Source organism: Cellulophaga baltica 18 (genome assembly GCF_000468615.2).
GTDB classification, from domain to species: Bacteria; Bacteroidota; Bacteroidia; order Flavobacteriales; family Flavobacteriaceae; genus Cellulophaga; species Cellulophaga baltica.
On the sequence record NZ_CP009976.1, the window covers coordinates 1,352,605 to 1,378,662 of the forward strand.

Below are 26,058 nucleotides of genomic sequence, written 5' to 3' on the forward strand. Positions count from 1 at the left end.
TAAGTGTAGAATAGATAGAATAGAAAATTAAATTTCCCCTTGGGGAAGTAAAATGGGCTTATGGCATATACAGAAGAAGAGCTAAAAAAAGAATTAGAAACCAAAGAATATGAATACGGTTTTTATACAGATATAGAGTCAGATACATTCCCAATCGGATTAAATGAAGATATTGTTCGTGCTATTTCTAAAAAGAAGAACGAACCAGAATGGATGACTGATTGGCGTATTGAAGCATATCGTGTTTGGGAAAAAATGGAGGAACCAGAATGGGCAAATGTTCATTATGAAAAGCCAGATTTTCAAGCTATATCGTATTATTCTGCTCCCAAAAAAAATGATCCTAATAAATCTCTTGATGATGTAGATCCTGAATTATTGGAGATGTACAGAAAACTAGGGATTTCTGTAGATGAGCAAAAGAAGCTTCAAAATGTTGCAGTAGATATTGTTGTAGATTCTGTTTCTGTAGCAACTACGTTTAAAAAGACCTTAGGAGAAAAAGGAATTATTTTTATGCCAATATCAGAAGCTATTCAAGAGCATCCAGAATTGGTGAAAAAATATATGGGTTCTATCGTTCCCACAACAGATAACTTTTATGCAGCATTAAATTCTGCTGTTTTTACAGATGGTAGTTTTTGTTACATTCCAAAAGGTGTTCGTTGCCCAATGGAATTATCCACTTATTTTAGAATTAATCAAGCAGGTACGGGTCAGTTCGAAAGAACTTTAGTAATTGCAGATGAAGGTAGTTATGTATCATACCTAGAAGGTTGTACGGCGCCATCTCGTGATGAAAACCAATTGCATGCAGCAGTTGTAGAGCTTATTGCTTTAGATGATGCTGAAATTAAATATTCTACCGTACAAAACTGGTTCCCTGGAAATAAAGAAGGTAAAGGTGGGGTGTATAACTTCGTCACCAAAAGAGCATTGTGTGAGAAAAATGCAAAGGTTTCTTGGACGCAAGTAGAAACGGGTTCTGCCGTAACATGGAAATATCCTTCTTGTATTTTAAAAGGAGATAATTCTATAGGAGAATTTTATTCTATAGCTGTTACCAATAACTACCAACAGGCAGATACGGGTACAAAAATGATTCACTTAGGGAAGAACACAAGAAGTACTATTATTTCTAAAGGTATTTCAGCGGGTAAATCTCAAAATAGCTATCGTGGTTTAGTTCAAATTAATAGTAGAGCAGACAATGCGCGTAACTTCTCGCAGTGTGATTCACTATTGATGGGTAATGAATGTGGTGCACATACGTTCCCATACATTGAAGCTAAAAACAAAACGGCGCAAATAGAACATGAAGCTACCACTAGTAAAATTGGTGAAGATCAGATCTTCTATTGCAATCAAAGAGGTATTCCTACAGAAAAGGCTATTGCGTTAATCGTAAATGGTTTTAGTAAAGAGGTCTTAAATAAACTACCAATGGAGTTTGCTGTTGAAGCACAGAAATTATTGGAAATTAGTTTAGAAGGTTCAGTAGGATAAAAAAATAATTAGGAAAAGATATTAAATCACAATCAGGATGTTACAAATAAAAAACCTACATGCAAGTGTAGAAGGTAAAGAAATCTTAAAAGGAATTAACTTAGAAGTTAAAGCAGGAGAAGTTCATGCAATTATGGGGCCTAACGGTTCTGGTAAGAGCACCTTATCTTCTGTAATTGCAGGGAAAGAAGAGTTTGATGTTACTGAAGGTCAAGTTATATTAGAAGGAGAAGATTTAGAAGATGTTTCTCCAGAAGAAAGGTCTCATAAAGGTATTTTTCTTTCTTTTCAATATCCTGTAGAAATTCCTGGAGTATCTGTAACTAACTTCATGAAAACAGCTATTAATGAAGGGCGTAAGGCAAGAGGATTAGAAGATATGCCAGCAAAAGATATGCTGAAATTAATTCGTGAGAAATCTGAAATGCTAGAAATAGACCGTAAGTTTTTATCTCGTTCGCTAAATCAAGGTTTTTCTGGTGGAGAGAAAAAACGTAATGAAATTTTTCAAATGGCAATGTTAGAGCCAAAATTAGCCATCTTAGATGAGACAGATTCTGGTTTGGATATTGATGCATTACGTATTGTAGCAAATGGGGTGAATAAATTAAAGAGTAAAGACAACGCTGTAATTTTAATCACACACTACCAACGTTTGTTAGATTATATCGTTCCTGATTTTGTTCATGTTCTACACAATGGAAAAATTGTAAAATCTGGTGGTAAAGAATTAGCGCTAGAATTGGAAGAAAAAGGATACGATTGGATTAAAAATGAAGCTGTAGTTTAAAGAAGTAAATAGTATTACCTAGTAAATGTCCTTATCATTTATTACCCTAATACTCCATACTTAATACTTATAATAATGGATTTAAAAGATAAATTAATTTCTTCATTCATGGCCTTTGAGAACAATGTTGATGTAGATCATCCTGTTCATGAAGTGCGTATGGAAGCTATGAAGAATTTCGAGATAAAAGGCTTCCCTTCTAAAAAAGAAGAAGCTTGGAAATACACTTCTTTAAATAGTTTACAGAAAGTAGATTTCAGTATTTTTCCTAAAGAATTAAATGCGCTTGAATACAAAGAAGTAAAAAAGTACTTTATCAATGAAATTGATACCTATAAAATTGTTTTTATAGATGGTATTTTTAGCTCAAATTTATCGGAAACCACCCATGACGGTGTAGATATTTGCTTAATGAGTTCTGCTTTAAATAAGCCAATGTACAAGCAAATTATTGATGTGTATTTTAATAAAGTGGCTTCTAAAGATGAATCACTTACTACCTTAAATACAGCATTTAGTAAAGAAGGGGCGTACATTTATATTCCTAAGAATAAAATGCCGAAGAAGCCCATTGAGATTGTGCATTTTGCAACCGGTAATGAAGCTTCTTTAATGTTGCAGCCACGTAACTTAATTATCGTAGAAGAAAATGCTGAGGTTCAAATTATTGAGCGTCATCAGAGTTTAACTTCAAACGAAGTTTTAACCAATTGTGTTACAGAAATATTTGCAGCTAAAAGTTCTATTGTTGATTATTACAAGGTTCAAAATGATGCAGCAAATGCCTCATTGATTGATAACACCTATGTAGATCAGAAAGATAAGAGTGATGTGAAATTTCATACTTTTAGCTTTGGTGGAAAGTTGACTAGAAATAATCTTAACTTTTATCAAAATGGTGAATATTTAGATTCTACCATGAAAGGGGTTACTATTTTAGGAGATAAACAACATGTAGATCACCATACGTTGGTACATCACATAGAGCCAAACTGTGAAAGTCACCAAGATTATAAAGGTATTTATGGAGACAGTTCTACGGGAGTTTTTAACGGTAAAATTATCGTAGAAAAATTGGCTCAAAAAACCAATGCTTTTCAGCAAAACAACAATATTTTAATTAGTGATAAGGCCTCTATCAATACAAAACCGCAACTAGAGATATTTGCAGATGATGTTAAGTGTTCTCATGGCTGTACTATTGGTCAGTTAGATGAAGATGCATTGTTTTACTTACAGTCCCGTGGTATTCCTAAAAAGGAGGCTAGGGCTTTATTAATGTATGCGTTCGCAAATAATGTTTTAGAAAGCGTTCGCATTCCAGAGCTTAAAACAAGAATTAATAAGCTAATTGCCAACAAATTGGGAGTTAATCTTGGATTTGATTTGTAATTAGATTTAATAGATAATACGTTACAGGCCTCGTATCTTATTTTTAAGATGCGAGGCTTTTTTCTTAAAATTAGCCAATTAACAATTTTTTATAGCGCATATAGTCTATTTGTGTTGTTTTATTATCCAAATTTGGGAACTATAAAAACAACTTAAATACAAAAAACATGAAACAAAAATTATTACTACTAATTTCGTTTGCATTGGTTTCAATTTCATTAACCGCGCAAGATGATTCTGATCAAAAATTTAGTGTGGAGGCTAGTTATCCAACGTCCCTGAATGATGGATTTCTTAGTAATGGTATTTTAGATATAGGTTTAAAGTATCGTTTTCTTGATTTACAAATAGTAAAAATAGGCGTGGGTATTAATGGTAGCCTATTTACAGAAAACGATGAAGATAATGCCTTTGGAAGCCCCTCTAAAACTAAAAATTATTTTATACAACCTAAGATTTTTGGAGAGGTAAGTATTCCGGGGCTTGAAAAACTTAGGCCTAGTGTCGGACTTGGCTATTCTTTTGTAAATACAAAGATTGAGGGTACTAGTAGTAATTTTGGTGATTTTGATTATGATGTTGACAATAAGGGCTTCAATTTTGTACTAGGTACTAGCTATGACATTACGAAATCATTTTTTGCTCAAATTCAATATGATGTTATTTTTCTTGAAGATGCTAAAGAATATAAAATAAATGAATTTAGCACCTTAAAATTAGGTGTAGGTTTTAGGTTTTAACCACAATCAATACAATAATTTAAAAAGGCTCAAGGTATATTCTTGAGCCTTTTTTTGTGGCCATATTCCTTAGAAACCAGTCAATTTTTAATGTTATCTAAGCTTTAGTCGGTATCTTTGTATTCAATTATTTGAGCTATGATAGACGTTACTAAAATTCGTAAAGATTTTCCAATTTTAAAACGGGAAGTTAATGGAAAACCCTTGGTTTATCTTGATAATGCAGCAACATCACAGACACCGCAACAGGTGATTGATGTGATTGTAGATTATTACAGCAACTATAATGCAAATATTCACCGTGGTGTTCACGCTTTATCTCAGGAAGCGACAGATAAATATGAGCAAGCAAGAATAAAGATTCAAAAGCATTTTAATGCGGCAAAATCATATGAGGTTATCTTTACTTCAGGAACCACCCATAGTATTAATATTGTAGCTAATGGTTTTTCATCGCTAATAAAAAAGGGAGACGAAATCATTGTTTCTGCTATGGAACATCATTCTAATATTGTGCCTTGGCAAATGTTGTGTGAGCGTACTGGGGCCATTTTAAGAGTGATTCCTATGAACTTGAATGGGGAGCTTATTTTGAGTGCTTATCATGAGTTATTATCAGATAAAACAAAGCTAGTATTCTGTAACCACGTTTCTAACGCTTTGGGAACCGTAAATCCTATAAAAGAAATTATCGATGCAGCACATAAAGTGGGTGCAGCGGTGCTTATAGATGGGGCGCAAGCGGCACCACATATTAAAGCAGATGTACAGGCATTAAACGCAGATTTTTATACGGTTTCTGCTCATAAGATTTGTGGACCAACGGGCGCAGGAGTATTGTACGGAAAAGAAGAGTGGCTAAATAAATTACCACCATACCAAGGAGGTGGGGAAATGATTGCTGAGGTAACTTTTGAAAAAACAACCTATGCAGATCTTCCGCATAAGTTTGAGGCAGGCACTCCTAATATCTGTGGAGGTATTGCAATGGGAGCAGGCTTAGATTATATGAATGCCATTGGTTTTGACGAAATAGCCGCTTATGAGCATGAGCTTTTAGAATATGCTACAGAAGAATTGTTAGCGATTGACGGATTAAAAATCTATGGTACTGCCAAAGAAAAAACAGCGGTGATCTCTTTTAATGTAGGGGAAATACACCCTTATGATATAGGCTCAATATTAGATAAATTAGGGGTTGCAGTTCGTACAGGGCATCATTGTGCACAGCCAATTATGGACTTCTATAAAATACCTGGCACTGTGAGAGCCAGCTTTAGTTTTTATAACACCAAAGAAGAGGTTGATGTTTTGGTAGCAGCCGTTAAAAAAGCGAAATCTATGTTGGAGTAGTGCGCTTGTAGCAATACTTTAATCATTTTATTAAGCAACTGAAACCAATGAATACTTATTGTATTTTTGTACAATAGTTTAAGCTACCCTTTTCAGGGTAAGGCAAATTAAATATTAAAACATGAGCATTAAAGAAATACAAGACGATATCGTAGATGAGTTTTCAATGTTTGATGATTGGATGCAACGTTATGAGTATATGATAGATTTAGGGAAATCTTTACCCTTGATTGAATCACAATACAAAACAGAGGATAATATTATCAAAGGGTGTCAAAGTAAAGTTTGGGTGCACGCAGATTTAGAGGACGATAAACTCGTTTTTACGGCAGATAGTGATGCTATTATAACCAAAGGAATTATTGCTATTCTAATCCGAGCATTTAGCAACCAAAAGCCTAAAGATATTATCGACGCAGATACTGCATTTATTGACGAAATAGGGTTGAAAGAGCATTTGTCCCCTACGAGAGCCAATGGATTAGTAAGCATGATAAAACAAATAAAATTATACGCAATTGCGTATCAAACGCAAGTAGGTTAATTATAAAACCTTAAAATTTTAAAGATGAGCGAAGAAGCAACAATAGATACAGCAGAATTAGGAGAACAAATAGTCGTTGTGTTAAAAACAATCTATGATCCTGAAATACCAGTAGACATTTACGAATTAGGTTTAATATACGATGTTTTTGTAAATGAAGACAATGAAGTTAAGATTCTAATGACCTTAACCTCTCCAAACTGCCCTGTGGCAGAATCATTGCCTGCAGAGGTAGAAGAGAAGGTAAAATCTTTAGATGCTGTTAAAGATGCAGAGGTAGAAATTACTTTTGATCCACCATGGACACAAGAATTAATGAGTGAAGAAGCTAAATTAGAATTAGGAATGCTTTAAGATTACGAAGCATTTAATTCTTTTTTTTTCACTGTGATGGTATTAAATTCAGTTTTATGGATGAAATAATAAATAAGGTTTCTGAGAGTAAGCTTGTAACTTTTGATTTAGAAGATTTCTACCCAAAAGGGGAGCGCGTACTTTTAGATATTAAAGATTGGCTTTACGAAGGTTTTATTCTTCGTGAGAAAGATTTTAGGGCAGAAATAGAACAACATGATTGGAGCCAGTATCAAGATGTGTTCGTAGCACTAACCTGCTCAACAGACGCTATTATTCCTGGCTGGGCTTATATGCTTATTACCACGAGACTTCAGCCTTTTGCTAAAAAGGTGGTGGTAGGTAGTTTGGAAGATTTAGAAACTTCCCTCTATCAAACCATTATAGAGCATATAGATGTTACTCCTTTTAAAGACCTTCCGGTGATTATAAAAGGATGTAGTAAAAAACCTGTTCCTGCCAATGCATACTTGCAAGCAACTGCGAAAATACAGACCGTTGCAAGGAGTATAATGTATGGTGAGGCCTGCTCTTCTGTGCCATTATTTAAAAGAAAATAGGTGTTTGAGCGCTGATTTATCGATTCTATTAGTAAATTTGCGCTTCAAAATTTTAAACACTAAACATTAAATTATGAAAAAATTAGTATTCACATTGGTTGCAAGTTTTGCAATCACAGCAGGTTTTTCGCAAACTGTTGAAGAGCTTAAAGCAGAACAAGCTCCAAAAAAAGATTCTATTGCTGCCCTTCAAGGTAAAGTAGATGCGCTTCAAGCTCAAATTGATGCCATGCCAGGTTGGAAAATTGGTGCTTTTGGTACTATCGGTGGTAGTATTTCTAGCTTTAGCAACTGGTACGCACAAGGAACACCAGACAATAGCTCAGGAAACATTGGCTTTACAGTTAATGCATTCGCAAACCTTAAAGAAGAAAAATTCTTCTGGAGAAACTCTGCAAACGTAAATTTTGCTTGGGTAAAATTAGATGATAAGAATGACCCAACTGATAGTGATAACTTTGAAGCGACTACAGATGTGTTTCAACTTACGTCATTATATGGTCGTAACATTACAAAAACTTTAGCAGCTTCAGGGTTAGCGGAGTATAGAACTACGGTTTTAAACAACTTTAACGATCCAGGATACTTGGACTTAGGTATTGGTGCTACATGGACTCCAATTCAAGATTTAATAGTGGTAATTCACCCTTTAAACTACAATTTTGTATTTAGTAAAGGTGATGATTCTGTTTTTGAATCTTCTTTAGGTGCTAAAATAGTAGCAGATTATACTAGAAAAATTGGTGCTATAAGCTTTAAGACTAACTTATCAATGTTTCAAAGCTACAAGAGTAGTGATTTGTCTAACGTAACTTGGACAAACTCTTTTGGTTATACATTATGGAAAGGTATCGGAGTTGGTTTTGACTTTGGTTTAAGAAGCAACAAACAAGAAGCACTTAATTATGCGTTAAATCAAGATCCTGCAACAGCAACTAGCTTTGATGATGTTGACAATAAATTACAAACGTACTGGATGGCTGGTTTGAACTATTCGTTCTAAACACGTATTTCTTTAAAGCGTAATATAACAAAAAACGCCCTTCGTAAGAAGGGCGTTTTTTTGCTTTGTAAAGTAGGTCTTTGGTGATTTGGAACTATACTTATTGTTAATTCTGTGCTTCGATTGGGGAACCGTTACACGGGTTATTTAATTTAATAACTTCATTAATTTGGGGAAAAACTCCGTTATTAAATATGATGTAAAGGTAGTGAGTAGGCTAAGATTTTGAGCAAATTTTGTTGTGAAGCTATCCTATTTTGTTGTAAAACATATGAATGGTTTATTTTTTCCGACAAGCGGTAAGATTGCGTCTATTTTTCCTACAAACGAAAAGGGCAGTCTTAAAATGTTTGGATGCAAAAAAGCCTGTTTCGTTTAATTTCTTAAACGAAACAGGCTACATTTTTAGCTAGTCTTGGGGGACTAATAATTTTTTATAAGCTTTCGTAGGTCAAGCACATGATTTGGGAATCTCAATGCTTTTTGGTTAATTCATAAAGTGCAACTTGGGGTAAACACTACACGTTAACTACAGGTCAAAGATAGAAGCAAATACCGTAAGTGCCACTTTTATGTTGTCAACCCCTACTATTTTGTTGCGAAAATGTAAACGGTATCATTTCTTCGATTAAATACCAATTTTCATACTTTTATGAAGTAGGAAAATTACACTAATATTCGTCCAAATGCTCTGGGTAAAGAAAATTGTTATACGGAAAACGCGTCACATGAATATCTCTTACCTCGTCATAGACTCTTTTTCTAAATTCGTCTAAATTATCTTTATTCAATGCGGAGATAAATAAGGCGCGGTCTCCTACTTTACGCATCCAAGTTTTTCGCCATTCATCTAAGGTAAAATGCTCTTCTGTTCTTTCTGTAATAAGATCATCATCATCAATAGTTTCATGTGTAAATTGATCAATCTTATTGAAAACCATAATAGTTTTCTTATCTCCGCTTCCAATTTCCCCTAAAATTTTATTTACGGAAGCAATGTGCTCTTCAAACTGAGGGTGAGAAATATCTACCACATGGAGCAGTAAATCTGCCTCTCTTACTTCATCTAAGGTACTTTTAAAACTTTCTACCAATTGGGTAGGTAGCTTACGAATAAATCCAACAGTATCACTTAAAAGAAACGGAAGGTTTCCAATAACTACTTTACGAACAGTAGTGTCTAAAGTTGCGAACAATTTGTTTTCTGCAAATACATCACTTTTACTCACTACATTCATTAAGGTAGATTTACCAACATTGGTATATCCTACTAAAGCTACACGGACAAGCGCGCCACGGTTACCTCGTTGGGTTTCCATTTGACGGTCTATCTTTAGGAGCTTCTTCTTTAATAAAGTGATGCGGTCACGTACAATACGTCTGTCTGTTTCAATCTCTGTCTCACCAGGTCCACGCATACCTATACCCCCTTTTTGTCGTTCTAAGTGGGTCCATAAACCAGTTAAGCGAGGTAGTAAGTATTCATATTGCGCCAACTCTACTTGAGTTCTAGCATAACTAGTCTGCGCTCTTTGTGAAAAAATATCTAAAATTAGGTGTGTACGATCTAGAATTTTACACTTCAGTTGTTTTTCTATATTTCGTTGTTGTGCAGGAGACAGTTCGTCATCAAAAATAACGCAACCAATTTGGTGTTCTTCTACATAAGCTTCCACATCATTCATCTTACCGCTTCCTATATACGTCTTAGGATTAGGCAAGTCTACTTTTTGAACAAATCTTTTATAAACTTCGCCACCGGCAGTATAGGTCAAGAATTCTAGCTCGTCCAGATATTCTTTAACCTTAAGTTCATTTTGATCCTTATTGATAACACCAATAAGTACCGTTCTTTCATAATCTATTTCTTTTTGTTCTAACATATGTCAAATTAAAGTACAAATTTACGGAATACTAGTGTAGCTATTTTGTATTTTTGAAAAAGAGCCTATTAAATTATTAATTGCTATTCTCTTTTGTATGATGTCTTTAACTATACAATAACAGGATACTGCACTAGGCAGACAAAACATCATTTCTTTTTATGTTCTTCTCAAAATTCTTCAAGAAAAAAGTACAGGATAGTATGCACACGATTGCATTCTACAATTTAGAAAATCTTTTTGATACCGAAGATCATCCCGATAAATTAGATAGTGATTATACACCCAATGGTAAACTGCAATGGACACCTAAGCGCTACAAATCCAAGCTTTTTAAACTAGCCTCTACTATTTCGAAAATTGGCGTAGATGCTATTGGTAAACCTCCAGTATTAGTGGGTGTTGTAGAGGTAGAAAATAAGAAGGTTTTAAAAGACTTGTTAGCGGAGCCCGTGTTGGCGTCCTGCGAATATGATTTCATACATTATGATTCTCCGGATGAGCGTGGAATAGATAATGCATTAATATTTGATAAGCGATTTTTTAAGGTTTTACATTCAGAAGCGATACCCCTTGAAGTATTTAATTTGGATGGGCAACAAGATATGACGCGAGATATTTTATACGTTCGTGGCGTATTAAACGGAGAGGAAGTTCACCTTTTTGTTAACCATTGGCCTTCTCGTCGTGATGGTGGGGATGAAACAGAATATAAAAGAATAAAAGCTGCAGATACCATCGTAGCGTTTATGAATGTGCTTGAGGAAACTTATGCAAATCCTAATTATATTGTTATGGGCGATTTTAATGATGGCCCCCACACCGCAAGCGTTAAAAAACTTGTAGGAGAAAAGCACCTTTTTAATCCTATGGAGAAGCTTTTAACCCCTAAAAGAGGTAGTGCGAACTACAAATTTAAATGGTCTCTGTTTGACCAAATCCTGATATCTCATAGTTTTTTGAATTATGAGAAGAAGACCCATAGCTATAATTCTTCCAATATTTTTGATGATCATTTTCTAACAGAATTTAAAGGTAAATTTAAAGGAAGCCCCTTTAGAACCTATGTGGGTAGGCGATATATGGGCGGTTATAGTGATCACTTTCCGGTGTACTTACAATTAAAATTCAATAAATAAGAAGATTAAGCACAAAAAATCGATAAATGCATTTCGTCGAATAAAATGCGTTACTTATCGATAGTTCAATTGGTTTGATGTATGTTTGTAGTCCAAATCTTACTAAACTAATTATTATGGACTACAGTAAACTTTTCCCAAACCGGGTTTATTCGTGTGTTTTAATGACCATCACCATGTTGAGTCTTTCAACAATTCAGGCACAGTCAACGTCTAAAATCCAACATATTCAATCTAAGTATGATGCGCGTACGTTAACCACCGTACAAGAAGAATTTTCTAAAGATTTTACAAAAAAAAGCATTACGCTAAAAGCATTTGCCAAAGAAAGAGGGCTAGAGGTATCTAGTACTTTAAAAGATGGCAATCAAATAGAACTTGTAGACATAGGAGCAGACGGTACTCCTTTGTACTATAGCACGTTTAGTGATAATACAAGTATGGTTTCAAGAGCAAATACGTTGTATACAGGTGGTGCACTAGATTTAGGCATCAGTGGACAAGGAATGAAAGTTGGGGTATGGGATTCCGGTAAAGCATTACTTACACATCAAGAATATAATTCAAGAGCAACGCAAGGAGATCATACGGCATCTGTAAGTCCTCATGCCACTATGGTATTAGGAAGCATGATTGCCAAAGGAATTAAAACACAAGCTAAAGGCGTGGCTTACAATGCTACAGCAATTTCTAGCGATTGGAAAGCAGATAAAGTAGAAGTTATAGACGCTGCAGCAAACGGATTATTATTATCCAACCACTCGTATGGTATCAGACCAGATTTTGTTCCAGACTGGTATTTTGGCGCTTACATACAAGTTTCTAAAGACTGGGATCGAATCATGTACAATGCACCTTATTATTTAATGGTGACAGCAGCGGGAAACTCGCAAAAATTGAAATTTAATGACGCTCCTATTTCTGGAAAATCTGTAGATGGGTTTGATTTGTTATTAGGTTTTTCTACTTCTAAAAACGGAATGAATGTAGCGGCAGTAGAGTCTGAAATAGATATGGACGGAAATTTAAAAAATGCTGCTGTAGCAAGTTATAGCAGCCATGGTCCTACAGATGATGGCCGTATTAAGCCAGACATCGCGGGTTGCGGAGCAAATATTTTATCTACACAGTCTACAGGAGAAAAAAATTATGACACATATTCTGGGACTTCTATGGCGGCACCAGGTATTACTAGTGCAATGCTTTTATTGCAAGAATATTATGATAGAATAAATGGTTCTTTTATGAAGGCAGCCACTTTAAAAGGTTTAGTGTTACACAGTGCAGATGATGTTGCGGCACCGGGTCCTGACTATAAAATGGGATGGGGCGTTATGAATGCTAAAAAAGCAGCGGAACTGATTGTAAATGATGAATACTCCTCGTTAATTATCGAAGAAAGTTTAGCGCAAGGAGAGACCTACAGTATTACTGTTGATGCCAGAAGTGGAGAAGAGTTTTTAGCATCTGTTTCTTGGACAGACCCAGCAGGAAATTTTGTAAATAAAGGAAGTTTAAATGATATGACTTCGGCTTTAGTGAATGACTTGGATATCAGAGTAACTAAAGATAACGTGGTTTCTTTGCCATGGAAATTAGATCCAAGAAATGCTAATGCACCTGCAGTAAAAGGAGATAACCTTGTAGATCCGTTTGAACAAATACAAATTCCAAATGCATCGGGTACTTATACCATTACAATCTCTCATAAAGGGAGTTTAACCAATGAAAATCAAATGTTTTCATTAATTGTTTCAGGGGCATCTACTTCTAATTGTAAAGCAGTTATTCCTTCAGGATTAACAATGAATGCTACTTCTGAAGCTGCTATAACTATTAGTTGGGATGGTATTGAAGATTCTTTCTTCGAAGTGCAATACAAAAAAGAAAATGATGTAGAATGGAATACTACATTCTCTGAAACAAATACGGTGGCATTAGATAATTTAGCAATGGGTAGCACATACATGGTACAACTTAGAACTAACTGTACCTCAAATATTTTTTCTGAATATTCTGATACCTTCAAATTTATTTTTGATGGCGTGCTCACAGATGATCCTTTTCAAGAAACAGAAAAAGAAGATGTTGTGGTTGCCGCAGATAAATTAAAATTTTCAGTACATCCTAACCCAACAACGGATCAAATTACTATTGATGGTCCACTAGGAGATAACGCTTATTACAGCATTGTGTCTAGCACAGGAACATTACTTAAAAAAGGTAGAGCAGCGTATAATGATATTAAGGTTGATGATTTGTCTTCTGGTTTTTATTCATTAACCATTTTTGAAGACGGTGAACAACAATCTGTAAAGTTTATAAAAAATTAGATTAGATTAAATTAGATTTGGAGTTAAAGGGAGGCTTTTTAGTAAGATGCTTCCCTTTTCTATTTAGATTTTTTTGATCTCTTTATCTTCTAACAAGTCCTCATTTCTTAAGCGTAAGAATACCTGAGCCGTGGTTACGACATCTAACTCACAATAGGTTACAATACGGTCTAAATCTTTATCCTCATAATAAACACTTTTAACCATACTCCCGTCAATATCTCCTTTAGGTGAGGGTATCCCTAAAACATTCGCCATAAGTTTTAGAGAAGTATAATGTTTAAAGTCTCCAAACTTCCATAATTCCATAGTATCTAAATGGGTAATCTCCCATGGTTTTTTTCCAAACAGGTTTAACTTGTAGGGTAGATCTATGCTATTGATTAGCATTCTTCTAGCGATATATGGAAAATCAAACTCTTTAGCATTGTGGCCACAAAGCATATATTTTGAAGCACTAAAATGACCATCCAGTAAATTTTTAAATTCATTTAGAAGCTCCGCCTCATCTCCGTGAAACGTGGTAACCCTAAAGCTCCTTGTTTCGCCATTGATTTTAAAATATCCAACAGAAATACATACTATCTTACCGAACTCTGCCCAAATTCCTGCGCGGTCATAAAACTCTTCAGCGGTAAATTCTCCTTTGCGCTGGTATTGAGATTTGTGATCCCATAAGTCTTTTTTTTCGTCGTCTAAATCATTAAAATTTTGTTTTTCAGGAACAGTTTCAATGTCTAAAAACAAAATATGTTCTAAGTTTAGTTTTTGGAGCATACTAGTTTTGCTTTAAAAATAAAAAGGCATTAATATTTTGTAATTCGATACCCTCTTTAGTCTTTCTAAAACTTAACTCAGACAATACTAATTTACAGGAGTGTGTAGTTCCTGTAATTTCTATTGTTAAGTCGTCTAAAGAAGCGTTGTTTAAATTATTTCCGTATTTAGATAGTTCCGTAAGCTTTTCTGTCAAAGGGATCTCTAAGGCTACAGTATCATCTTTTGTGAAGTAAATTTTTAAACTATTATTTTCTGGATAAAGTTCTAGATAAAGGGAATCCAATGCGATGCGCTTTTCAGAATTCATATAAAAGCTTAAGTAAGCAAAAGAGTCAAAATCGTTTATAGCCGTATAGGTATTTCTTTGGTCAGATGAGTATAAGCTGTAATAGAAATCATGCTCATTTTCTGGTATTGAGGAGGCATCCACTTCAAAAGCGATGCTATCCCATATTTTTGTAGTATTTAGCCAGCCGGCTTTATAATCTTCGTCTACCGCAGGATCTCTGAAACTTTCTAAATCTAATTTTGTAATACTATTTAAACTAGAGACTTGTTTACGTTTTTCTAAATAATCTAGAATATCTTGTAAACGTCCTATTTCTTCATTTGTGGCAACATTATTCTTATTCTTAACTTCGGTAAAGATCTCCTCAAATTGCTGTATTTGGCTTTTTTCTGAAACCGAAAAGGCACTCCAAAAGCCCACAGAGGATACTATGGCTATGATAAATAAAGAGATGGGAAGTACTTTTAGGGCTTTTTTAGTGCTAAATAACAAATACAAGATAATCCCTACATTCCACAAGGCAATAGCTAATACAAAATACCTATTTTCTGTAATGCCATAATCGCTTACTCTTCGTAAAATTGCAATAAACAATAGAATGTTTAAAGGAATTAGAAGTATATAGAACCAAGGGTAAAATTTATTAATCGTCCAGGATTTTAATTCTTTCTGTATTGGGTTTATGATAATTTGAATAATGTAACCCAAAAATGATAAGGCAATGACCAGATAGGATACCCAACCTTTAGGAAGTTCCCATTCTATGATTATTTTGGCACTATAGGCATACAGAATTAATAGGTAAAGAATAACTAAAGGAATTAGAATGAACTTAACCAATACCTCTAGTGTTTTTTCAAAATAAATTGTAGTTTCTTGAAAAATGTCTTTAGGAAAATCAGAAAGATAAATCCAAGTGTTTACTGTACCTAGACAGAAAATATAGAGTTGTCCGTATCTACTACTTTTAATATGAACATCAAATAAAGCACTAATTGCAGCTAAGGCCAATATTAAACCCAAGTAGAGAATTCCAGAATAAAATAAGCTGCGTATAATAGCGACACTTGTATTTTTTAAGTAGTTCCAGTAGGCATTTTTATCCCATTTAAATATAAAGGGTGCAAACAGTAAAAATAAATGCCCCGCAATTAAATAAAGAAAAAATCTGACGAGGTAAATGGGAGAATCCCCGTAATACTGTATAGCCGGAAGGTACCAATAAAACAGGCCTAATAATGCTAGGACTATAAGCTTTAGCCATTGCCATTTTTTTGGATTTTTAAACTGTTCTATAAAAAACTGTATGCCTATGAGCCAACTTAATCCTACGATTAACGTTAATATCTCATCGTTATGATTTCTTAAATAATCATACTTATCGTCTTCTATAATCTTTATAAAAAATGTGGTTCCGCCAACTGCCCAAAGAAGGGCTAATGGAAAACGAAGAATCGCATTTTGTGCTTTAGAAGTAATTTCGGAGATAGAAGGTATTTTCATAAGCATAATTCAGTTAAATATAAGTCAAAATTATGAATCTTGTTAGTAGACCACTACCCTGAATAGGGGGTTTCTAAAGTGCCTACACTATTATCTTTTGTAGTAATGTAACTCAAAAATGATTAATTCATAGCATTTTATCGAAAACAGCAGCTGTAATTCAATATTTCATTAAGATTTAAGTTATGAAGAAAACACCTAAATCTATTATAATGAAATTTAAGAATATTGCCTTTGTTTTTTTAGCGATGGGCCTTTTTTCATGCACTAATGACTCTTCTGATAACGAAGAAGATATTGATATTATTTCACCGGAAGGTCCTGGAGAAAGTGCAACGAATTGTACAGATGTAGCTAAGTATGTTTTCAATGAAAATGGGGGCTTACTAAGAGTTGAATTCGAAGACGCTGTTTTTGACAGCGATTGGAAATTAAAGAACGATGATGCTGCAGCTTCTGGTGAAGGTTATATGGTATGGGAGGGCGACCAATCTTTGGGTACACCGGGAATGGGTTTAGCTACTTATGCACTTCAAGTTACTGTGCCAGGCACCTATAGATTCGTTTGGAAGTCTGCCGTGAAAACAGGCGATAGTGGCTCTGATCATAATGATACATGGTTGCGTTTTAATGATGCAAGTGATTTCTTTGCTCAAAAAGGAGAAAGTATTGTGTATCCTGCAGATTCTGGAAAAACGCCTAATCCTGAAGGGGCGACTAAAGATGGATGGTTTAAGATTTACAGAAGCGGGAGTAATCTAGATTTCAAATGGCAGTCTAGTACATTTGATAATAATGCGCATGATATTTTTGTAACTTTTAGTGCTGCTGGAACCTATACTATGGAAATTTCTGCACGTTCTTCCGGACATGCAATTGATGAGTTCGTGTTGTTTACGGATGCCATTTCTTTGGCTGATGCTACCTCAGATACCGTTAGTAAAAGTACTATTACGTGTAAAAATTAAAGAGATTTGTGTTAAGGTATTATAACTATAGAAACCGACTTGTTAGTCGGTTTTTTGTTTTTTAAACCAATCAATAGGTACGGATGATATCGCTAGTTTACTGCTATGTATCGATGAACTACATCTTTTGTATTTCGAGGAGTAATATTTAAGAAAGTACAAACTAATTAGTTTGTTTAGTTTAGAATAGGGATGTTTGTTTAAGCGGACTTTCGTGTTCCAAAAGCCACTGTTTTCGGTACAATCCTCCTGCATAACCGGTGAGAGAACCATCACTTCCTATCACCCGATGACAAGGCACAATAATCCACAATGGATTTTTACCATTGGCATTAGCCACGGCTCTTATAGCTTTTGCATCTCCTAAAGTTTTTGATAATTCTAAGTAGGAGGTAGTTTTTCCGAAAGGAATATCCTGTAAGCCTTTCCAAACTCGTTTTTGAAAATCGGTTCCTTCTGGGTTTAAATCTAAATTAAAATGCTCACGTTTACCTTCAAAATATTCATTGACTTGATAAACGGCATCTTCCAATGCTTCCGGAATTACATCGGTAAGGGGCTCATCGGTATTTAAAACTATAAATTCTGATATCCCTTTTTCATCGCCTACTAACTTTGCTATTCCTAATGGGGTCTTTATGTAGGCAGTTTCCATTTAATTATTATTTTCAGGATCTAATATGCCGGCTTGCTTTGCTCTATTCTCCCAATTTTTACGAGCGAGAGATTGCAAATCTGCGACATTATCACTTTCGTCCATAATTTCAAGTCCTAGTAAGGTCTCTATAACGTCTTCCATACTTACTAGCCCGCTTACAGAACCGTATTCATCCACGACCAAGGCTATGTGTTCTCTTTTGGCAATAAAGGTCTCAAAAAGCTCCGGGATTGGTGTGTCTCTTTTTGTAATCAAAAGTTCTCTGCGGATCTCAGCTAAAGGAATATCGTCATTCTTATTGATAATCTCTTCAAGAATAACGTCCTTAAGAACAAACCCAGTAATGTTATCTACTTTATCTGTATACACCGGAATACGTGAAAATCTTAATTTAGGATTCTCCTCAAAAAAGGTGCGAATTGTTTTTTGGTCTGAAGCAATTTTCATCACTGCTCGTGGGGTCATTACGTCTTTTACCAAAACTTCATCAAAACGTAATAAATTTTTGATAATGGTAGATTCTGATTTTTGAAACACCCCTTCTTCATGGGCAATATCAGTCATCGCTGTAAAATCTTCTCTACTCAATACACTGCCGTGATGCCCTTTTCCACCTACTAACTTGGTAAACAATTGAAGAATCCAAAGGAGGCCGGTCCATTTTAATCCTAAGACCATTATTTTTAAACTCTTTGCGGTGAAGTTTGCTAATTGTCTCCAATAGGTTGCCCCTATAGTTTTCGGAATAATCTCTGAGGCAATTAAAATTAGTATGGTCATTACAGTAGAAACGATACCTACCATAAGGTCTTCTGTAAATGTAATGCCTAAAATAGAACGTTGTGTATTACCGTAGAGCTCAGCATAAGCAACTTTTGCCTGAACCCCCACTAAAATGGCTCCCACGGTATGGGCGATAGTGTTTATGGTAAGAATGGCGATTAGTGGCTTATCTACGTCTTTCTTTAATTCTTCAAAGGTTTCTGCGTATGACTTACCATCTTTTTTTGCTACGTTGATAAACGTAGGTGTGATGCTCAACAACACCGCTTCTAGAATAGAGCATAAAAAAGAAAAGAAGATTGATATTACTGCATAAAAAATCAATAAACCCATAAAACTATATTTGAAAGACTAAGATACCATTTATTTAAAAACTCAATTGTGCTTTAATTAGGATAAAATTGATTTTATCACAATTAGCTTTGCCGATACTACATTAATTTAACAGCGTCTTTTGCAAAGTAGCTTGCTATTATGTTAGCACCAGCTCTTTTCATAGCCATTAATTGTTCTATCATAACCGCATCGTGATCTAACCAACCTTTTTCGGCAGCCGCTTTTAGCATGGCATACTCACCACTTACTTGGTACACTGCCACAGGAACATCTACTTCATTCTTTATTTCACGAACAATATCTAAGTAGCACAATCCTGGTTTTACCATGACAATATCTGCACCCTCTTCAATATCCATTTGCGTTTCTCTGATGGCTTCAAAACGGTTGGCGTAATCCATTTGATAGGTACTCTTATCTTTAGGAACATCTATTTGATCTACAGGAGCAGAATCTAAAGCATCACGAAACGGACCGTAAAAAGCACTAGCGTATTTTGCACTATAGCTCATAATTCCAGTATTTATAAAACCTTCATCTTCTAAAGCTTCACGAATTGTTAGTATTCTGCCATCCATCATATCACTAGGAGCTACAAAATCTGCTCCTGCTGCTGCATGAGAAACACTCATCTCTGCTAATAGTTCGGCAGATTCATCATTTAATATCTGTCCATTAGCAACAATTCCATCATGACCGTAAGAAGAATAAGGATCAAGAGCTACATCAGTCATTACCAACATATCTGGACATGCATTTTTAACCGTTTTAATAGCGCGTTGCATTAATCCCTCAGCATTTAATGCTTCTGTACCTTTATTGTCTTTTAAATTTTCAGGTACTTTTACAAAAAGTAACACGGAACCTAAGCCCATGCTCCATAATTCTTTTACTTCTTTTTCTAATTGATCTAAGCTTAGTCTAAAGTAATTTGGCATGGATGAAATTTCTTCTTTTATACCTTTTCCTTCCGTAACAAAAAGTGGTACTAAAAAATCACTTGGAGTTAGGATGGTTTCACGAACTAAACTGCGTATCGCTTCAGATGTTCTAAGTCTTCTATTTCTAATTAATGGGTACATAATCTGATAATTTTAAAACAGCTACAAAGATAAAGTAACCAAGAGTATAATTCTTAAGATACGTGGTTTTAAAAAAAGCATTTTTTCTGTAACAATTTTGTCATGGAGGATACTAACGATACATCAGTAGAATACTAACTTAAACCAATATCCTATGCTTTCTATCAAAGATTTGAACAAAACTTACCCCAACGGTACAAAGGCGCTTAATAATGTAAACCTTGAAATTAGTAAGGGTATGTTTGGATTGCTAGGGCCAAATGGTGCAGGAAAATCTACGTTAATGCGTACCATTTCTACATTACAAGTTGCAGATAGTGGGACAATAGAATTTGATGGGATAAATGTTTTTAATCAACCAGAAGAGTTGCGAAAAGTGCTTGGATATTTACCACAAGATTTTGGAGTATATCCTAAGGTTTCAGCAGAGATGATGCTAAATCATATTGCTAAAATTAAAGGAATTCATAATACCAGCGATCGCAAAGCCTATGTGTCGGACTTATTAAATAAAGTAAACCTATATAAGTTTAGAAAACGAAATTTGGGAGATTATTCTGGAGGTATGCGCCAACGTTTTGGTATTGCTCAGGCCTTAATAGGGAATCCAAAGCTTATTATTGTAGATGAGCCTACTGCAGGTTTAGATCCATTAGAGCGTAACCGTTTTCATAATTTATTGAGTGAATTAGGTGAAGATGCGGTTGTTATCTTGTCTACGCATATTGTAGATGATGTGGTAAACTTATGTACTAACATGGCTGTCTTTAATGAAGGGTCTGTTGTAGTGCAAGGACATCCGCAAGAGTTATCAAATTCGTTAAACGGAAAAGTTTTTAGAAAGAGTATTGATAAAAGTGAAGTTGAAAAATACCAATCGGAATATACTGTGTTGTCCTCCTACTTGCGCAGCGGTAATATGAATGTAAATGTGTTTAGTGATATACCTTTAGCTGATGGGTTTGAGCCAGTAAATAATGATTTAGAAGACTTCTATTTTTACAGTATTAACCAACCTCAAGCCGTGTAATTATGAAAGAGATATTCTTATTTGAACTCAAATATAGATTGCGAAGACCGGCTACCTATATCTATATCTTTTTAATGTTTGTAATTCCGTTATTATTAGCGGTATTTTCAGATTCATCAACTGCCCAGTTCACCAATAGTCCAAACGCAATTATAGGTGTTCTTGGAGGAATGAGTATGTTGGGGCTATTTTTTTATGCAGCGATAATGGGAGTAGCGGTGTATAGAGATGAAGATCATAAAACTGCACAAACCTATTTTACATTTCCTATTACGGAGAAGAGCTATATTTTAGGTCGTTTCTTTGGTAGTTTTGCCATTGTTACTCTTATGAATGTTGCTGCCATGGTAGGTGCAATAATTGGTTTTGTTCTTGGAGCTCTTTTAGATAGGCCAGATTATGGTACGTATACGGCGTTTAATTTTGCCTCCTATTTTTGGCCTTTCTTATATTTTATGATGTTTAACGCGTTTTTCATAGGAAGCTTATTCTTCTCTTTGATGACCTTTTTTAAGCGGATGTCTATTTTATACTTGGGCGGTATTATATTACTTATTTTAACGATTGCTTCTTCTCAGTTGTTAGCTAGCCTGGATACGGAATGGTTAAGTGTTTATGTAGATCCATTTGGGGAAACTGCACATGGGTATTTGACCAAATACTGGTCTATTGATGAACTAAATACCACACAACTATCACTTACAGGAAAATTAGCGATCAACAGATTACTTTGGTTGGGGATTTCATTAGTTATTTTCTTTACCACCTTATTCCGCTTTTCATATAAAGGATTTTTAAATTCTTCAAAAAAGAAGAAATCTGTTGAAAGTAACGAAGCATATGTACCCGCTGCTATTTCAGAAAAAATAAATCAGGTTTTTACAGAAAAATCACGTTGGGAAAATCTTTTGTCTTTGAGTAAAATAGAATTTCTTTCTATAGTAAAAGAAACTGTTTTTGTGATTTTAATTGTAATCGGGGTAATTGTTGCTGGCTTTATTACCTACCAATCTAACCAGACTTACGGTACGCCATCTCTACCACTAACGCGGTATATGGTATCACAAATTTCCGGGGGTATCTCATTATTTTCTGTGATTATACTGGTTCTTTATGCTGGCGAGGCGGTTCATCGAACACGAAAAAATAAAACTTTTGAATTTTATGACGCATTACCGGTAAGTAACTTAACCTTATACGTTTCTAAAATTGTAGCATTAATAGGTGTGGCTATTGTGTTAACGCTATTAAATGTAGTGGTAGGTATGTTATACCAAACCTTTAGTGGTTATTTTAACTATGAGTTGGGGATGTATTTAACCTATAATTTTAGTAATATATTCCCGAGTTATTTGATGACTTTATTGTTGGCCTTTTTTATTCATGTACTAGTGAATAATAAATTTTTAGGACACTTTTTAGTCATTGTCATTTACATAGGATTGCCTCTCTTGTTTGGCTTAGCCTTTAAAACCTCCAATCCATTAGTAATTTTTGGAGAAACACCCGGAGGGTTCTTAAGCGATTTAAATGGCTTTGGTCATTATATGGTGGGAGAGTTTTGGTTAAACCTATACTGGATCTTGTTTACGTGTATTTTGGCTACTATAGGTATTGTGTTTTGGAATAGAGGGTTCTATTCTTCTGCGAAAGAGCGCTTGCGAATAGCAAAGTCGCGCTTTTCAGGGAAAATTACAGCGCTAGCAGTATTCTTTTTATTAGCTTTTGGTGCTGTTGGGGGGTATGCCTATTACAACCTAAAAGTCTTGAACCAATTAGAAGATGGTAATTATGCAGAAAAGCTTAATGCTGAAGCTGAAAAGAAATATGGTAAGTATATAGATAAGCCACATCTTCAGGTAATCGCCTTAAAAGCATTTATAGATATCTACCCTAAGGAGCGAAGTGTTAACGCTAAGGGAGAGTTTACCGTGACTAATAAATTTAATGTACCTATTGATACGCTCTTAATGGAATTGAAATTCCCGATTGCTGACACAAAAATTGAGCAGGTATTGTATAACGGACAAGAGCTAAAACCATTTCTAAAAGATGAAGCTTACCGCTTATTTATGTATAAGTTGCCGGCTACATTACAACCAAAAGATACCGCGCAATTAGTTATCAAAACATCTGCTAGTACGCATGGTTTTTCTAATGATAGGGAAACAGCAATTTTAGATAATGGGTCCTTTTTTACAGATGCCATTTTTCCTTCTTTTCATTATGATCGTGCTTTAACGGATAATGGAGTTAGAAAAAAATATGGTTTAGAAGAATTAGATTATTTAAATGCACCACGAACAGATAGTATTGCTTTAAAGAAGAACCTTTTTAATGAAGATGGTGATTATATGAGTTTTGAGGCAACGGTAAGTACGAGCAAAGATCAGATTGCTATTGCTCCAGGTACCTTAATAAAAAAATGGGACAAAGGTGAGCGTGCTTATTACAATTATAAATTAGAAGATAAAACAGATTATTTCTTCAGTTTTGTATCTGCTGCTTACGCCGTAGAAAAAGGTACATGGACTGCTCCTAGTGGAAAAAAAGTGTCTATTGAAATTTACCATTCTCCTAAGCACAAGAAGAATTTGAGTTATTTTATAAAAGGAGCAAAAGTTGCTTTGGACTATAATTCAGAGAATTTCTATGAATACCCCTATTCCGTGTTAAGAATCATTGAATTTCCGGCTCATTCTAATTATGCGCAATCTTTTGCGACGACCATACCATATTCTGAAGATTTCGGTTTTGTAGCAGATTTTTCTGGAGCGCAGACCTACAATTATGCCTTTAGAGTTACTTCTCATGAAGTGGCGCACCAATGGTGGGGTCATATTGTAACGCCTAGTAAAACATCAGGTGCGAATATTATTTCTGAAACCTTGGCAGAATACGCTTCTTTAATGACAATGAAGCAAGAGTATGGAGAAAACGGAATTAAATCTTTCTTGAAAAATTCTTTGGATACGTATTTGCGAGGTAGGCAGTTTAGTTTTAAACCAGAACGCTCTTTAATGAATGTAGAAACCGGTCAGTATATTTGGTATGAAAAAGGATCAATGGTGATGTATGATTTGCAGGATGTATTAGGCGAAGACGTTGTAAACAGAGGTCTTAAGTCTTTTCTGGAAGCGTATAAATACAATCAAAAAGGGTATTATGCTACTTCGGAAGATTTATACAATGCGTTATATGCTGTTACTCCAGATTCTTTGAAGTATAAAGTTGATGATGGGTTTAAAGAGATTGTTTTATATGAAAATAGAGTGATGAGCGCCAAAACTAAAAAATTAGAGACAGGTAAGTGGGAAACAACGTTTACCGTTAATTCTAAAAAAATCTATTATGATGACAATGGTAAAGAAAAAAGTGTAGATGACAAAAAGAACCTAGTTGATGTTGGTTTGTTTGGGGAAGACACGACCAATGATGAAGGGGTGACCATTAAGAATCCGCTTTATTTTAAGTTAGATTGGTTAAAAGCTGGTGATAATACTATTACGGCTATTACAGATGAAAAGCCATTAAAGGCCGGGATTGATCCTTATAATAAGTTAATAGATCGTAATTCAGATGACAATTTATTATCTGTAGAAGAATAGTAGAAATATTAGTGTTATAGCTTCATAAAAGCAAGGACAGGTTCCTTGCTTTTATTCGTTTTCAGCTAAGCCTAAATACATCCAATTGCCTTCTTCCTTCACAAAGGCAGATTTTTCATGGATTACTTCAACAGCTCCTTGATCAAAATAGTAGGCATTAAACGTTACGGTACCTTCGGTATCGCTAGCCTTTCCTTTAGCGCTGTTGATGATCTCAAGACGTATCCAATTCACAGATTTAGCCCATTTTTCAATAGCCTTTTTTTCTTTTACGGGGCGTGTACTGCTATGGTGACTCTTCATTAAGTAGTCTCCATCGGCTAGAGTGAAAGCCGTATATCTAGATCGCATTAATTGTTCTGCCGTTTCTACTGCAGAAAGCTGTTGGTGAGCTATTTCGCAACAGTTGCTATAAGCCTGGTTAGATCCGCAAGGACATTTTATCATAATAGTTGTTTTGTTGCAGTCGTAATTGGTTAATTATTCAGAGATTTGCAGCCTTAAAAATTTAAAATGAATAATCATTTAAAAGGGGTCTTGTATGTTGGTGTTGGAGCTGCAAGTTATGGAATACTCGCCACTTTTGTAAAGTTTGCTAACAATAATGGATCTGGAACTGCAGGTCTTGCTTTTGCCCAATATTTTGTTGGAGTGGTTGTGCTTAGCTTGTTGTCTTTTTTATTTTCGAAAAAGAATGTGGCGCCTACGGACAAAAAACAAACAAGAAAGAATAAGCTAAAACTTGTCGCATTTGGTAGCTTTTTAGGACTTACTAGTAGTTTCTACTACTTGTCTATACAATACATTCCTGTATCTGTTGGAATCATACTTCTAATGCAAACCATATGGATGGGTGTGGTGTTAGAGTTTTTTATAAAGCGACATTTAGTTACTCAAAAGAAAATTATTGGTGCTATAGCGGTTATTATTGGAACCTTATTGGCAGCAAAAATATTTGAAGTAGATGCCGCTTTAAATTTCAAGGGTTTAGCTTTTGGTTTACTCGCTGCTATATGTTATACCGGTACCTTGTATGCTACGAGTAGCATTGCGCTAGAGCTTCCGTTATTTACTAGAAGTAAGTATTTAATTTTGGGCGGTTTGATGGTTACGATGTTGTTTTGGAATGTTCAAATTATTAATGAATTTGATTGGTGGGTATATTTAAAATGGGGAGCTTTCTTAGGTTTCTTTGGTACAATTTTACCGCCTATATTATTTAATAAAGGCATCCCTGTTATTGGCACAGGTTTAGGAAGTATTATATCTGCTTTAGAAATTCCTATTTCTGTAATGAGTGCTTACTTCATCTTGCAGGAAGAGATTAGTTCTTTGCAGTGGGTGGGAATTCTGATAATATTAATCTCTGTAGTTTACATTAACCTGAAGCCTAAAGCAGAAAGATCTTAAGTGCTTTAGGCGTA

At 34.9% G+C, this 26,058-nt stretch carries 22 protein-coding genes; 15 read left to right on the forward strand and 7 right to left on the reverse strand.

Features of this window, described 5'->3' with window-relative positions; all coding sequences use genetic code 11:
* Positions 1 to 60 precede the first annotated feature (60 nt).
* From sufB to M666_RS05740, 9 genes are all read left to right on the forward strand, one after another.
* The gene (sufB, locus tag M666_RS05700; RefSeq protein WP_024482231.1) at positions 61 to 1,506 is read left to right on the forward strand and encodes a Fe-S cluster assembly protein SufB; all 1,446 of its coding nucleotides are present in this window, start codon (positions 61 to 63) and stop codon (positions 1,504 to 1,506) included.
* A 37-nt stretch (positions 1,507 to 1,543) separates the two neighbouring features.
* Positions 1,544 to 2,296 carry a Fe-S cluster assembly ATPase SufC gene (sufC, locus tag M666_RS05705; RefSeq protein WP_024482230.1) on the forward strand — a complete coding sequence of 251 codons (753 nt, stop codon included), beginning with the start codon at positions 1,544 to 1,546 and terminating at the stop codon, positions 2,294 to 2,296.
* Between the two features lie 75 nt (positions 2,297 to 2,371).
* Complete coding sequence (gene sufD / locus M666_RS05710; protein ID WP_025616184.1) at positions 2,372 to 3,688, forward strand: Fe-S cluster assembly protein SufD; 1,317 nt, start codon at positions 2,372 to 2,374, stop codon at positions 3,686 to 3,688.
* Between the two features lie 167 nt (positions 3,689 to 3,855).
* Complete coding sequence (locus M666_RS05715; RefSeq protein ID WP_024482228.1) at positions 3,856 to 4,428, forward strand: outer membrane beta-barrel protein; 573 nt, start codon at positions 3,856 to 3,858, stop codon at positions 4,426 to 4,428.
* A 138-nt stretch (positions 4,429 to 4,566) separates the two neighbouring features.
* Positions 4,567 to 5,781 (forward strand): aminotransferase class V-fold PLP-dependent enzyme, encoded by a 1,215-nt coding sequence (locus tag M666_RS05720; protein ID WP_029447395.1) that lies wholly within the window; start codon positions 4,567 to 4,569, stop codon positions 5,779 to 5,781.
* Between the two features lie 121 nt (positions 5,782 to 5,902).
* On the forward strand, positions 5,903 to 6,325 hold the full coding sequence (locus M666_RS05725; protein WP_024482226.1) for a SufE family protein: 423 nt from the start codon (positions 5,903 to 5,905) through the stop codon (positions 6,323 to 6,325).
* A gap of 24 nt (positions 6,326 to 6,349) precedes the next feature.
* Entirely contained in the window at positions 6,350 to 6,679 is a 330-nt protein-coding gene (locus tag M666_RS05730; protein WP_024482225.1) for an SUF system Fe-S cluster assembly protein, read from the forward strand.
* 56 nt (positions 6,680 to 6,735) lie between these two features.
* On the forward strand, positions 6,736 to 7,239 hold the full coding sequence (locus tag M666_RS05735) for a DUF2480 family protein (RefSeq protein WP_024482224.1): 504 nt from the start codon (positions 6,736 to 6,738) through the stop codon (positions 7,237 to 7,239).
* A 73-nt stretch (positions 7,240 to 7,312) separates the two neighbouring features.
* Entirely contained in the window at positions 7,313 to 8,242 is a 930-nt protein-coding gene (locus tag M666_RS05740) for a DUF3078 domain-containing protein (protein ID WP_024482223.1), read from the forward strand.
* A 671-nt stretch (positions 8,243 to 8,913) separates the two neighbouring features.
* Here M666_RS05740 and hflX read toward each other — a convergent pair.
* Entirely contained in the window at positions 8,914 to 10,125 is a 1,212-nt protein-coding gene (hflX, locus tag M666_RS05745) for a GTPase HflX (RefSeq protein WP_025616179.1), read from the reverse strand.
* A 203-nt stretch (positions 10,126 to 10,328) separates the two neighbouring features.
* Between hflX and M666_RS05750 the strand changes: the two genes are divergently transcribed.
* On the forward strand, positions 10,329 to 11,264 hold the full coding sequence (locus M666_RS05750; protein ID WP_226989955.1) for an endonuclease/exonuclease/phosphatase family protein: 936 nt from the start codon (positions 10,329 to 10,331) through the stop codon (positions 11,262 to 11,264).
* A gap of 116 nt (positions 11,265 to 11,380) precedes the next feature.
* Complete coding sequence (locus M666_RS05755) at positions 11,381 to 13,597, forward strand: S8 family serine peptidase (RefSeq protein ID WP_029447393.1); 2,217 nt, start codon at positions 11,381 to 11,383, stop codon at positions 13,595 to 13,597.
* 63 nt (positions 13,598 to 13,660) lie between these two features.
* On the opposite strand, the gene M666_RS05760 is transcribed toward M666_RS05755, so the two are convergent.
* Positions 13,661 to 14,374, reverse strand: a complete 714-nt coding sequence (locus tag M666_RS05760; protein WP_029447392.1) for a 3'-5' exonuclease — start codon at positions 14,372 to 14,374, stop codon at positions 13,661 to 13,663.
* A gap of 1 nt (position 14,375) precedes the next feature.
* A complete protein-coding gene (locus M666_RS05765; RefSeq protein ID WP_039325232.1) occupies positions 14,376 to 16,169 on the reverse strand; it encodes a DUF4153 domain-containing protein in 1,794 nt (597 codons plus the stop codon).
* 212 nt (positions 16,170 to 16,381) lie between these two features.
* Here M666_RS05765 and M666_RS05770 point away from each other — a divergent pair, with 212 nt between their 5' ends.
* Positions 16,382 to 17,137, forward strand: a complete 756-nt coding sequence (locus M666_RS05770) for a hypothetical protein (protein WP_029447390.1) — start codon at positions 16,382 to 16,384, stop codon at positions 17,135 to 17,137.
* A gap of 181 nt (positions 17,138 to 17,318) precedes the next feature.
* Here the strand turns inward: M666_RS05770 and M666_RS05775 are convergent, their stop codons facing one another.
* From M666_RS05775 to hemB, 3 genes are all read right to left on the reverse strand, one after another.
* Positions 17,319 to 17,792, reverse strand: coding sequence for a methylated-DNA--[protein]-cysteine S-methyltransferase (locus tag M666_RS05775; RefSeq protein WP_029447389.1), 474 nt, complete (start codon positions 17,790 to 17,792; stop codon positions 17,319 to 17,321).
* Positions 17,793 to 18,911, reverse strand: coding sequence for a CNNM domain-containing protein (locus M666_RS05780; RefSeq protein WP_029447388.1), 1,119 nt, complete (start codon positions 18,909 to 18,911; stop codon positions 17,793 to 17,795).
* Positions 18,912 to 19,009: 98 nt separating this feature from the next.
* Positions 19,010 to 19,996, reverse strand: a complete 987-nt coding sequence (hemB, locus tag M666_RS05785) for a porphobilinogen synthase (protein WP_024482214.1) — start codon at positions 19,994 to 19,996, stop codon at positions 19,010 to 19,012.
* A 154-nt stretch (positions 19,997 to 20,150) separates the two neighbouring features.
* Between hemB and M666_RS05790 the strand changes: the two genes are divergently transcribed.
* The gene (locus M666_RS05790) at positions 20,151 to 21,026 is read left to right on the forward strand and encodes an ABC transporter ATP-binding protein (protein WP_024482213.1); all 876 of its coding nucleotides are present in this window, start codon (positions 20,151 to 20,153) and stop codon (positions 21,024 to 21,026) included.
* Between the two features lie 2 nt (positions 21,027 to 21,028).
* A complete protein-coding gene (locus tag M666_RS05795) occupies positions 21,029 to 24,634 on the forward strand; it encodes a M1 family aminopeptidase (RefSeq protein WP_029447387.1) in 3,606 nt (1,201 codons plus the stop codon).
* A 51-nt stretch (positions 24,635 to 24,685) separates the two neighbouring features.
* Here M666_RS05795 and M666_RS05800 read toward each other — a convergent pair whose 3' ends face one another.
* Positions 24,686 to 25,081, reverse strand: a complete 396-nt coding sequence (locus tag M666_RS05800; RefSeq protein ID WP_029665127.1) for a YchJ family protein — start codon at positions 25,079 to 25,081, stop codon at positions 24,686 to 24,688.
* A gap of 66 nt (positions 25,082 to 25,147) precedes the next feature.
* On the opposite strand from M666_RS05800, the gene M666_RS05805 reads away from it, so the two are divergent.
* Positions 25,148 to 26,044, forward strand: coding sequence for an EamA family transporter (locus M666_RS05805; RefSeq protein ID WP_029447386.1), 897 nt, complete (start codon positions 25,148 to 25,150; stop codon positions 26,042 to 26,044).
* The last annotated feature ends 14 nt before the right edge of the window (positions 26,045 to 26,058 follow it).

What these genes read in the sequence shown, in the direction of transcription:
- sufB (WP_024482231.1), top strand. Translation starts at nt 61, where the DNA reads ATGGCATATACAGAAGAAGAGCTAAAAAAAGAATTAGAAACCAAAGAA.
- sufC (WP_024482230.1), top strand. Translation starts at nt 1,544, where the DNA reads ATGTTACAAATAAAAAACCTACATGCAAGTGTAGAAGGTAAAGAAATC.
- sufD (WP_025616184.1), top strand. Translation starts at nt 2,372, where the DNA reads ATGGATTTAAAAGATAAATTAATTTCTTCATTCATGGCCTTTGAGAAC.
- M666_RS05715 (WP_024482228.1), top strand. Translation starts at nt 3,856, where the DNA reads ATGAAACAAAAATTATTACTACTAATTTCGTTTGCATTGGTTTCAATT.
- M666_RS05720 (WP_029447395.1), top strand. Translation starts at nt 4,567, where the DNA reads ATGATAGACGTTACTAAAATTCGTAAAGATTTTCCAATTTTAAAACGG.
- M666_RS05725 (WP_024482226.1), top strand. Translation starts at nt 5,903, where the DNA reads ATGAGCATTAAAGAAATACAAGACGATATCGTAGATGAGTTTTCAATG.
- M666_RS05730 (WP_024482225.1), top strand. Translation starts at nt 6,350, where the DNA reads ATGAGCGAAGAAGCAACAATAGATACAGCAGAATTAGGAGAACAAATA.
- M666_RS05735 (WP_024482224.1), top strand. Translation starts at nt 6,736, where the DNA reads ATGGATGAAATAATAAATAAGGTTTCTGAGAGTAAGCTTGTAACTTTT.
- M666_RS05740 (WP_024482223.1), top strand. Translation starts at nt 7,313, where the DNA reads ATGAAAAAATTAGTATTCACATTGGTTGCAAGTTTTGCAATCACAGCA.
- hflX (WP_025616179.1), bottom strand. Translation starts at nt 10,125, where the DNA reads ATGTTAGAACAAAAAGAAATAGATTATGAAAGAACGGTACTTATTGGT.
- M666_RS05750 (WP_226989955.1), top strand. Translation starts at nt 10,329, where the DNA reads ATGCACACGATTGCATTCTACAATTTAGAAAATCTTTTTGATACCGAA.
- M666_RS05755 (WP_029447393.1), top strand. Translation starts at nt 11,381, where the DNA reads ATGGACTACAGTAAACTTTTCCCAAACCGGGTTTATTCGTGTGTTTTA.
- M666_RS05760 (WP_029447392.1), bottom strand. Translation starts at nt 14,374, where the DNA reads ATGCTCCAAAAACTAAACTTAGAACATATTTTGTTTTTAGACATTGAA.
- M666_RS05765 (WP_039325232.1), bottom strand. Translation starts at nt 16,169, where the DNA reads ATGAAAATACCTTCTATCTCCGAAATTACTTCTAAAGCACAAAATGCG.
- M666_RS05770 (WP_029447390.1), top strand. Translation starts at nt 16,382, where the DNA reads ATGAAATTTAAGAATATTGCCTTTGTTTTTTTAGCGATGGGCCTTTTT.
- M666_RS05775 (WP_029447389.1), bottom strand. Translation starts at nt 17,792, where the DNA reads ATGGAAACTGCCTACATAAAGACCCCATTAGGAATAGCAAAGTTAGTA.
- M666_RS05780 (WP_029447388.1), bottom strand. Translation starts at nt 18,911, where the DNA reads ATGGGTTTATTGATTTTTTATGCAGTAATATCAATCTTCTTTTCTTTT.
- hemB (WP_024482214.1), bottom strand. Translation starts at nt 19,996, where the DNA reads ATGTACCCATTAATTAGAAATAGAAGACTTAGAACATCTGAAGCGATA.
- M666_RS05790 (WP_024482213.1), top strand. Translation starts at nt 20,151, where the DNA reads ATGCTTTCTATCAAAGATTTGAACAAAACTTACCCCAACGGTACAAAG.
- M666_RS05795 (WP_029447387.1), top strand. Translation starts at nt 21,029, where the DNA reads ATGAAAGAGATATTCTTATTTGAACTCAAATATAGATTGCGAAGACCG.
- M666_RS05800 (WP_029665127.1), bottom strand. Translation starts at nt 25,081, where the DNA reads ATGATAAAATGTCCTTGCGGATCTAACCAGGCTTATAGCAACTGTTGC.
- M666_RS05805 (WP_029447386.1), top strand. Translation starts at nt 25,148, where the DNA reads ATGAATAATCATTTAAAAGGGGTCTTGTATGTTGGTGTTGGAGCTGCA.